The sequence below is a fragment of the Burkholderia sp. MBR-1 genome, from assembly GCF_013822785.1.
GTDB classification, from domain to species: domain Bacteria; phylum Pseudomonadota; class Gammaproteobacteria; order Burkholderiales; family Burkholderiaceae; genus Burkholderia; species Burkholderia vietnamiensis.
The window spans coordinates 348,279-356,237 of the sequence record NZ_CP053612.1; the positions used below are offsets into that span (position 1 = coordinate 348,279).

Annotated in this window: 8 protein-coding genes and 1 other annotated feature; of the genes, 1 reads left to right on the top strand and 7 read right to left on the bottom strand. The window is 60.1% G+C overall.

From position 1 onward, the window contains the following. Positions 1-10: 10 nt before the first annotated feature. The 7 genes from MBR110_RS31395 to MBR110_RS31425 all read right to left on the bottom strand — a co-directional run bounded on the left by MBR110_RS31395 (position 11) and on the right by MBR110_RS31425 (position 6,897). A complete protein-coding gene (locus MBR110_RS31395) occupies positions 11-190 on the bottom strand; it encodes a hypothetical protein (protein WP_181709890.1) in 180 nt (59 codons plus the stop codon). A gap of 15 nt (positions 191-205) precedes the next feature. After that, positions 206-499: a hypothetical protein gene (locus tag MBR110_RS31400; RefSeq protein WP_181709891.1), complete on the bottom strand. Its 294-nt coding sequence runs from the start codon at positions 497-499 to the stop codon at positions 206-208. A 28-nt stretch (positions 500-527) separates the two neighbouring features. Beyond that, positions 528-824, bottom strand: coding sequence for a DUF6283 family protein (locus tag MBR110_RS31405; RefSeq protein WP_181709892.1), 297 nt, complete (start codon positions 822-824; stop codon positions 528-530). Between the two features lie 24 nt (positions 825-848). Beyond that, a complete protein-coding gene (locus tag MBR110_RS31410; protein WP_181709893.1) occupies positions 849-1,034 on the bottom strand; it encodes a hypothetical protein in 186 nt (61 codons plus the stop codon). A gap of 842 nt (positions 1,035-1,876) precedes the next feature. Further along, entirely contained in the window at positions 1,877-2,161 is a 285-nt protein-coding gene (locus tag MBR110_RS31415) for a hypothetical protein (RefSeq protein WP_181709894.1), read from the bottom strand. A gap of 1,522 nt (positions 2,162-3,683) precedes the next feature. Beyond that, on the bottom strand, positions 3,684-5,594 hold the full coding sequence (gene ligD, locus MBR110_RS31420) for a DNA ligase D (protein ID WP_181709895.1): 1,911 nt from the start codon (positions 5,592-5,594) through the stop codon (positions 3,684-3,686). Positions 5,595-5,656: 62 nt separating this feature from the next. Further along, positions 5,657-6,897 (bottom strand): IS3 family transposase gene (locus MBR110_RS31425; protein WP_157367621.1). Its coding sequence is split into 2 segments (ribosomal slippage): positions 5,657-6,612 and positions 6,612-6,897, totalling 1,242 coding nucleotides; the frame shifts between segments, so codons are not numbered across the junction. Continuing rightward, positions 6,497-6,613: a sequence feature (AL1L pseudoknot), on the bottom strand. Its footprint overlaps the gene before it by 117 nt. A 134-nt stretch (positions 6,898-7,031) precedes the next feature. Here MBR110_RS31425 and ku point away from each other — a divergent pair. Next, positions 7,032-7,958, top strand: coding sequence for a non-homologous end joining protein Ku (gene ku, locus MBR110_RS31430; RefSeq protein WP_258570029.1), 927 nt, complete (start codon positions 7,032-7,034; stop codon positions 7,956-7,958). The last annotated feature ends 1 nt before the right edge of the window (position 7,959 follow it).

The following is a 7,959-nucleotide window of genomic DNA, read 5'->3' on the forward strand; positions in this document are numbered from 1 at the left end:
TTTTCCTTTGTTAGCGCGCGACGACCTTATGATGCTCATAGTCGGCCCAGAACTTGATCGCTTCATCGACTACTTCAGCCGAGAATCCCGCCGCGATAGTTTCCTCTCTGATGGTTGCCAGACGGACTCGCTGAAGGAATCGCGCGCGGTTCACAAGCGATTTCAAAGCATCGAATACGATCGGTTCCATCGCTCGTTCCCTGCGTTAATCGATTTGAGCCCCGCCCGCTGCGACCAAGGCAGAAATCGCTTCGTTCCTGGAGTTGAATCCCGGGCCGAGCAACATGGCCGCTCGTGTCCCACGCCCAAGTGTGGCACCGCTGCCGAACTGCTTAGCAAACCAGCGCCATTTCATGCCCATCCGCCGCGGCTCAGCTAGCTTGCTGACCACGACGCTGACCTGCTCGCGCCAGATCTCCCCAATTTCGGCTTGACCGGCCCGGACCTGTTGGTGCGCCGACTTTTCGGTGCGAGCGATGGCCTTCAGAGTGACTGTCATGGTGTTTTCCGATTCGTCTACGTGTCGATTAAACCGGCAAATTCTGTTCTTTGTGGTGCTCGATGCAGGCCGCTTTGCTTGCGAAGACTTGGTCATGTCCAGAGAGATCGAGGGCGATGTTTAGGATTGACGCCACTCGCACAAACGCATTGTCAGTGCCATTGATGAGCATGTGCCCGGCGCATTGCATGTCGGTTCGCTTGTGACATACAAACGAATCGGCGGCCAGTATCTCGGCCGTTCGTTGTTCCCCCAGCCAACCCTTCAATGTGTCCGTCCTGAACGGGCAGTCTCGGCAAGGAGTTTTGATGTGTGGCAGCTTCATCTTGATTTTCCGTTGTCCGTTTTCCTAGCACTTCCACGTCTCGCTATATTGCGCGCCGTTGCATCGCCGCTCAAACTCGGTAGCAAGTTCCTGTTGTGCTTCCTCGGCGCGCGCCAGATCTTCCTGGCTGCATCCGTCGAGGATGACCTCGGTTCGGAGATACGTCGCCAGTTGCCCGAGAATGACCCGTTTGATGTCGCGTTTGTTCATTGGGGTGTTTTCCGAACACAACGAGAAGCGTAGGCTCGAAATGCGTCTCCCGCTGCTCGCTCATACTGCCACGCCGAATCCAAGCCATCCTCGCAGGATTGCGCGATGACAGTGGCAAGATGCGGCACGGCGCTTCGTCCCGGCTCACCGACGCCGGCACCGACTCGAAGCCACGCGCGACACTCTCGGTCGCGTGCACCGGGTTGCGAGGCTTGCTCTAATTCCACAGCCAGCCGTCCAACAGCGCCGTGCATGTCGAGCCGACGTGGCCAGGCTGCCGCTTGATCGTCGCGATCATGTTCACTCCGAGCTGGCCACAGCCCCAATGCAGGCACTGAACAGAAGCACCATCCCGAGAAGTCCGACGACCCCTCGCCATTGATCGGAGATGGTCAACAGAGCCGGAAGATACGGCCCACCCAGCCCAACAGCGACACAGACACCGCCAACGATCATTGCCACGGCGATTAGCGCTGCGCTCGGCTTTTTTTCAGCACCTCTCATATCTTTGCCTCGTTTTCCGTGGTTAGAGAGGCTGGCCCGCGACCGAGAACAAGCGCAGGGCCGACCGCGGAATGCGCAAGTGAGTGATCGTTTCCTCGGTCTGGAGTGGCAGAATCAGCAGCCGGTGCAAAAAAGCGCGCCATCCGGTTCGCGGTGTGAAAACCCACGAGCGTCGCCCGGACGTTCTGGCTGTCCTCCGCACGCAACGCAAATCGCCCGCGCCACTGCTTCGCGGACCTGGTCTCGACGATCGACCATTAGATCTTTCCCCCAATGCCGGCCACGCCGGCGTTTTCCTATTCATCGCCGCTCACTACAGTTAATTTCACTTCAGTTTCCTATCTAGCTTTACGCGCGCTATCGATCAAATCTGCAGCGACGCGTTTCGCTTCAGCCTTGGCGTCCGATCGTTCAGCGATGACGAGTGCACCGAATATCCAGACCGCTATGAGCATTCCTGCGAGTGAAGATCCGCCGGCTACCTTACCCGAGTCAATGCCACCAGCGATTAGCGAGAACGAGTTGATCGCGTCTCCCACGATGTATCCACCGATCCCGAACGCCCCACCAAAAACCAGGATCAAGACACCGAAGCTTGCAAGCTTGAATTCCAGTTCGTCCATGTTTTCCGGTGTCACTTCAAAGCGTCGATACGCGCGTAGAGGCTGTCGATTTCCGCTTGCATCGTGCGATTCTCTTCCTCGTTTGCGTCCATCTCGTCAGAGAGCAAGGTAATCCTCGCCAGCATCTGCTCTTTGGTCAGGCTTTCCAGTTCTGCGACATGTTAGCTCCCAATCACCTTCGGCTCCCGGCCGTGGGGCGCTCGCGCGCCGACCGCTTTCCGGTCAATGCGGCAACGCGTAACCAATGCCGCCCGCACACGAAATTGCGGCAACCAGCAACGGCGGCTTAGATACGACACTGTTTGCCATTTTCTGGACCTCTTGGTTGACTTCCCCTGATCATCTTGCGTACCTTGCGGACAGTCTGAAGCAGCACGCATCAAAGCAGAAATGAAATCTGCGTCTCGAGTGTATCCACGCGTTGGCGACGTGCACGCGCTCGTGCCCGGTTCCGCATGAACCCAGTCTGCCAAGAACAATCTCTCGACGCGCGGTGCCAGTAGAGAGCGAAGTCTGCTGCGCCTCCTTGAGAGCGGTTGCCTCGGCGCTACGAGATCCTGAAAATCGGGGATTGAACCTACTGCGCTGATTCTTGGACGCGAGCGGGGCTCGAGACTCGCGATCCCTATGCTGCGACAACGGCTTTGCCATCCATGAGACAGTACACCGGGATTGTCTGGAGGCCGTTGGTCGCACTGCGATATCGCGCCCAAGGATCAGCGTGTCGCCAGTTCGCCAAAGGCGTTGGGAATGTGCTTTTTAGAAGAATCCGATCTTCGGGCTTCGATACGACAACGCCGACGCAGACGTGCTCGAGGAAAGTATAGAGTTCGTCGGCGCTCTCGAATGGCGAACACCACGAGGAATTGCCGTGGGGATGGCTTCCCTTCCTGTACGGCGAAGGCCCAATTACATAGTCGCGGACCACGTTACGGGGGACTGCGTGCTCGAACAGAAAAGCGTGACGCGGCGCGCCTTGGGCGTAGGCAGCAAGGGCACCACTCGACCAATACGGGCACCCCGCGGTCGGCACCTTGGTATGGCCATGGTGCGCTGCCGTGGCTTCCTGTCGGGACGAGCACCGAGGCCATTTGCGGCCCCTTACTGCAGAATCAAACTTTCCATACCACTCAGGCCAATCCATCTGGATTTGTTCAAGCACCGCTCGTCTTGTGCCAAATGAGAGATCACGTGATGCGAGCACGCGGAAGAGGTCCTCGGCCATTTCCTGCTTGCTACTGTAGTGGAGTGACGCCGATGCCACGACTATCCCTTTATTCCGTTGAGCATATGCTGCCGCGATTCTCTATCCAGCGAGACACGATAGAACAGCCAAGCAATTACCGCATCCGCAAGAATTGTCCTACGTCCCGCGCGCCGAAAACAGACCGGTACCACACCGCATCGTACCGACGTTTCAGACTCGCGCCCCGTTGCGGATGATAGCCGAAGCGGCACCGGCGGCACTTTTTTCAGGGCCGTGGGCGATGTGGTTAACCGGTGGATTTTCGGAAGCTCAGTATCAGTCGGTCGCACAAACGGCTCGCCGCATTGCTTCGGTGATTCGCTGTTCTGTCGCAGGCGCCGGGGTACTCCCCGAGCGCAGCAGCTTGGCTTGAGCGATACCCGTCGCAATATCCCAATCGGATGCGCCAGCTAGCTCGTGCAACTTGTCCCAACTGACCGGCATCGATACAGGAAGCCCGGGCCTCGCTCGTGGAGACAAGGCTATCGCTGTCGTTGCGCCTTTCCCGTTTCGCAGGTAATCCACGAAAATTTTTCCGATGCGATTTCTCGGCCCCGACACGGCAGAAAAGCGTTGCGGGATGACCTTTGCAAGATGGCGCGCGATCGCGCGACTGAAGCCTTTCACCTCCTGCCACGTATGTACCGGCGCAAGCGGCACGATGATGTGCACGCCCTTCCCTCCGCTGGTCTTGCAGAACGACTGCAGCCCAAGTTCGTCCAGCACTACCCTCGTGAGCGTAGCGGCCTCGACCATCACGCTCCATTCGAGATGCGAATCAGGATCAAGGTCGAGAACGAAACGGTCGGGGTGGTTGAGATCGGGCGCGGTAGCGTTCCACGCGTGAATCTCGATTGTGTTGAGTTGTGCAAGCTCCAGCAGCGCTTCTCTCGTGTTGGCCACCAGAAGCGGTGCATGGCCGGGGTGCAACGATTGTGGCAAGTGCGTAACGGCTTTCAGTCTCTGCCCCTCCGCGTGCTTCTGATAGAACATCTCGTGCCCGATACCATCTGGCGCGCGCACGATCGTCAGGGGCCTGTTCTTGATGTGCGGCAAGATGTAATCGGCGACGGCATCAAAATATCGGACAACGTCCGCTTTCGTGAAGCCGGTCGTCGGATCAACGATGCGTGAAGCGTTGGTGACTGTCTTTCCACCAACGCCTGAACTCGTGCCACCACGAATGCTCATCGCTTGCGCGGCAGTTGGCGTCTCTTCATGAACTTCGCTCGGCTCCTTGTCCTCCCGCAGCGCCTTCAGGACACCATGACGGATCACCCCTGTCGGCGTCCATTCCAGGAAAGACACTTCGACAACTACTTGTGGCCGCACCCAGACTAGGTCGCGGCCGCGCTCAGGTGTCGGCGGGTTGAAAAACGGAGGCTCGCTGACTGGCTCCAAACGCACGTGCAACTCGCGCATCTGCGCGGGTCGCAATTCCGCCTTGACCGAACCCGCGAAGCGGAAACCGCCGTCATGCTCGTACACGCCGAGCAGCAACGAGCTAATGCTTGCCGCCGCCCCCGCACGTCTGCTGATACCGCCGATGACGAACTCCTGTCGCTGGAGGCATTTGACCTTGATCCAGTCAGGCGAACGACCCTCTGTATAGGGACGGTCGACTCGCTTGCCGACAAGCCCCTCAAGGCCCATCCGGCAGGCGGAGTCCAGCAACGATTCGATGCCCTCAGTGAAGGTGTTGCTGAGCCGTATGTGTGGGCCCTCGATGCTCGCAAGCAACTGCTCCAGTACGACACGCCGGTCGCGGAGTTTCGACCGCCGGAGGTCGTGGCCATCCACAAACATCAAGTCGAACGCGAAGTACGTGAGGCCGGCCGTGCGGCGCCGCGCGAACGCGTTCTGCAGCGCCGAGAAGTCGGGAATGCCGGCCTTGTTGAGCGCCACCACCTCGCCATCGATCCATGCTTCTCGGACCGGCAGCCCCGCAAGAGCTTCGGCGAGAACGGGCAACTTGTCGGTCCAGTTGTGTCCGTTGCGGGTGAATAGGGTCGCAGCCCCGTCGTCGATACGGCACAGCATGCGATAGCCGTCAAACTTTATTTCGTAAGACCAATTTGGGCCGACTGCAGGCTGCTCCGCCAATGTCGCCAACTGGGGCAGCACGACGTCCGGCAGGCTGTCCGCTTTGCCGTAACCGACTTGATCGACTACTCTCCTACGTGCCACCTGTCGTCACCTCCCAGCTCTGTCGCCATTGAACCGCCCCGGGTATCGCGGAGGCTGTTTGGTTAAAGTAAAACGGCCTCGTCGGCGGTTCTGCCAAGTTGGTTGTAGTAGTTTGCCTCAGCCTCGGCGGGCGGGATATAGCCGATCGATGAGTGCAGGCGTTGATGGTTGAACCAGGCGACCCACTCCAGGGTGGCCAGCTCGACGGATTCCCGGTTTTTCCAGGGCGCACGACGATGGATCAGTTCGGCTTTGTACAGACCGTTGATCGTCTCGGCCAAGGCGTTGTCGTAGCTGTCGCCACGGCTGCCGACCGAGGGCTCGATACCGGCTTCGGCCAGCCGTTCGCTATAGCGGATGCTGACGTATTGCGATCCCCTGTCGGAGTGATGGGTCAGAGAACCGTCATTGCCGGGCTGCCGGGCGTACAACGCCTGCTCCAGCGCATCGAGCACGAAGTCCGTGGTCATGGACTTGCTCACGCGCCAGCCGACGATGCGCCGGGCGTAGACGTCGATGACGAAGGCCACGTACAGCCAGCCCTGCCAGGTCGAGACGTAGGTGAAGTCCGAGACCCAGAGCTGGTTTGGCCGATCCGCCCGGAACTGCCGGTTGACGCGATCCAGCGGCCGCACGGCAGCATCGTCGGCGACGGTGGTGCGCAGCCGCTTGCCACGCCGCACGCCTTGCAGGCCCTGGACGCGCATCAAGCGCTCGACCGTGCAACGAGCCACCGCCACGCCTTCGCGGTTCAGTTGCCGCCAGACCTTGTCAGCGCCATACACGCGATGGTTCTCCTGCCAGACCCGATGGACTTGTGGCTTCAGATGTTCGTCACGCCGGGCACGGTCGCTGCGCCGCGACGGTTCGCGCAGACGCGCGGCGTGGCGCCGATAGGCCGACGGGGCAACCTGCAACACCTTGCAGATCGGCTCGACCCCGTAGACCTCCCGGTGCCGGTCGATGTAGGTGTTTACGACTTCAGCTTGCGGTCGAGCTCCGCCTGCGCGAAAAAAGCGCTGGCCGTGCGCAGGATGTCGTTGGCACGGCGAAGCTCGCGGTTCTCCCGCTCCAGCTCCTTGATCCGTTCGCGCTCGCTGGTGGTCATGCCTTCGCGCTGCCCGCTGTCGACTTCATGCCGCTTGACCCAGGTCAGCAGCGTCTGAGCCGAGCAGCCGATCTTGGGCGCGATCGACTCGACCGCCACCCACAACGATGGATACTCGCTGCGAGACTCCTGCACCAGGCGCACTGCGCGCTCGCGCACTTCCGGGGAAAACTTGTTCGCGTTGTTCTTGCTCATGGCTCACATTCTCTCAAGAGTTGGAGCCTCCGCGAAACCCGGGGCGGTTCACCATCGCGCTACTGCCCCCTCCTGACAAGCAAGCAGGCCGGGAAATTGCTCGTACAAGGAGCGCCTGCCGACGGGAGAAAGTCATGTCCGCTCCACGTTCAATTGCCTCGATGACCATCAGCTTCGGGCTCGTTTCGATACCGTGCCGCCTGTTCTCGGCGACAGAATCCAAGTCCGCCGTCAGCTTTAATATGCTGCACAAGAACTGCGGCGCCCGGGTGCGACAGCAGCTATATTGTCCGGCTCATCAGGCCGTCGTTGAGCGCTCGGATACTGTCAAAGGGTACGAGTTCGAGAAAGACAAGTACGTCATCTTTGAACCATCCGAGCTCGAGGCCTTTGAGGCGACTGCGAGCCACAGCATCGACATTGTCGCCTTCCTCCCGTCCGGCGCGATTGATCCGATCTATTTCGACAAGGCCTACTATCTCGGCCCCGACAAGCGCGGCGCGAAGCCCTACCAGCTACTCGCGCAGGCGATGGCTGAAACTGGAACCTGCGCGCTCGCCAAGTTCGTAATGAATGGCAAACAGAACGTCGCGCAGGTGCGTGCGGGGCCAGAGGGTTTAATCCTGCAGCAACTCCTGTACGCCGACGAGATACGCGCGCAGTCGGCAATCGGCATCGCCAAGCCTGAGGTGGAACCAGCCGAACTGAAGCTCGCCAGGCAGCTCATCGCGCAGTACCGCGTCGATTCGTACGACCCGACGGCGTTCAAGGATGAAGAAAGGGAACGCCTGCTCGCGGCAATCGACCAGAAAATCGCAGGCAAGCAAGTCACTCTGCAGCCCGCTGCTCAGCCTGAGGGCGCGGAAATCATCGACCTGGTCGAGGCCCTGCGGGCAAGCTTGAAGGGGCGGGGCACGGCGGCCCCGCGGCAAAAGTCCGGGGCCGCGTCTCCAACCGACCCGGCCACGCCAAAGCAACGCAAATCCGCCCGCCGCACTGTGGCCGCCGATGCGCCTACCGCGCCTGCCACACCGGCTCGAAAGGTGGGAACCAGGAAATAGC

What these genes read in the sequence shown, in the direction of transcription:
- MBR110_RS31395 (WP_181709890.1), bottom strand. Translation starts at nt 190, where the DNA reads ATGGAACCGATCGTATTCGATGCTTTGAAATCGCTTGTGAACCGCGCG.
- MBR110_RS31400 (WP_181709891.1), bottom strand. Translation starts at nt 499, where the DNA reads ATGACAGTCACTCTGAAGGCCATCGCTCGCACCGAAAAGTCGGCGCAC.
- MBR110_RS31405 (WP_181709892.1), bottom strand. Translation starts at nt 824, where the DNA reads ATGAAGCTGCCACACATCAAAACTCCTTGCCGAGACTGCCCGTTCAGG.
- MBR110_RS31410 (WP_181709893.1), bottom strand. Translation starts at nt 1,034, where the DNA reads ATGAACAAACGCGACATCAAACGGGTCATTCTCGGGCAACTGGCGACG.
- MBR110_RS31415 (WP_181709894.1), bottom strand. Translation starts at nt 2,161, where the DNA reads ATGGACGAACTGGAATTCAAGCTTGCAAGCTTCGGTGTCTTGATCCTG.
- ku (WP_258570029.1), top strand. Translation starts at nt 7,032, where the DNA reads ATGTCCGCTCCACGTTCAATTGCCTCGATGACCATCAGCTTCGGGCTC.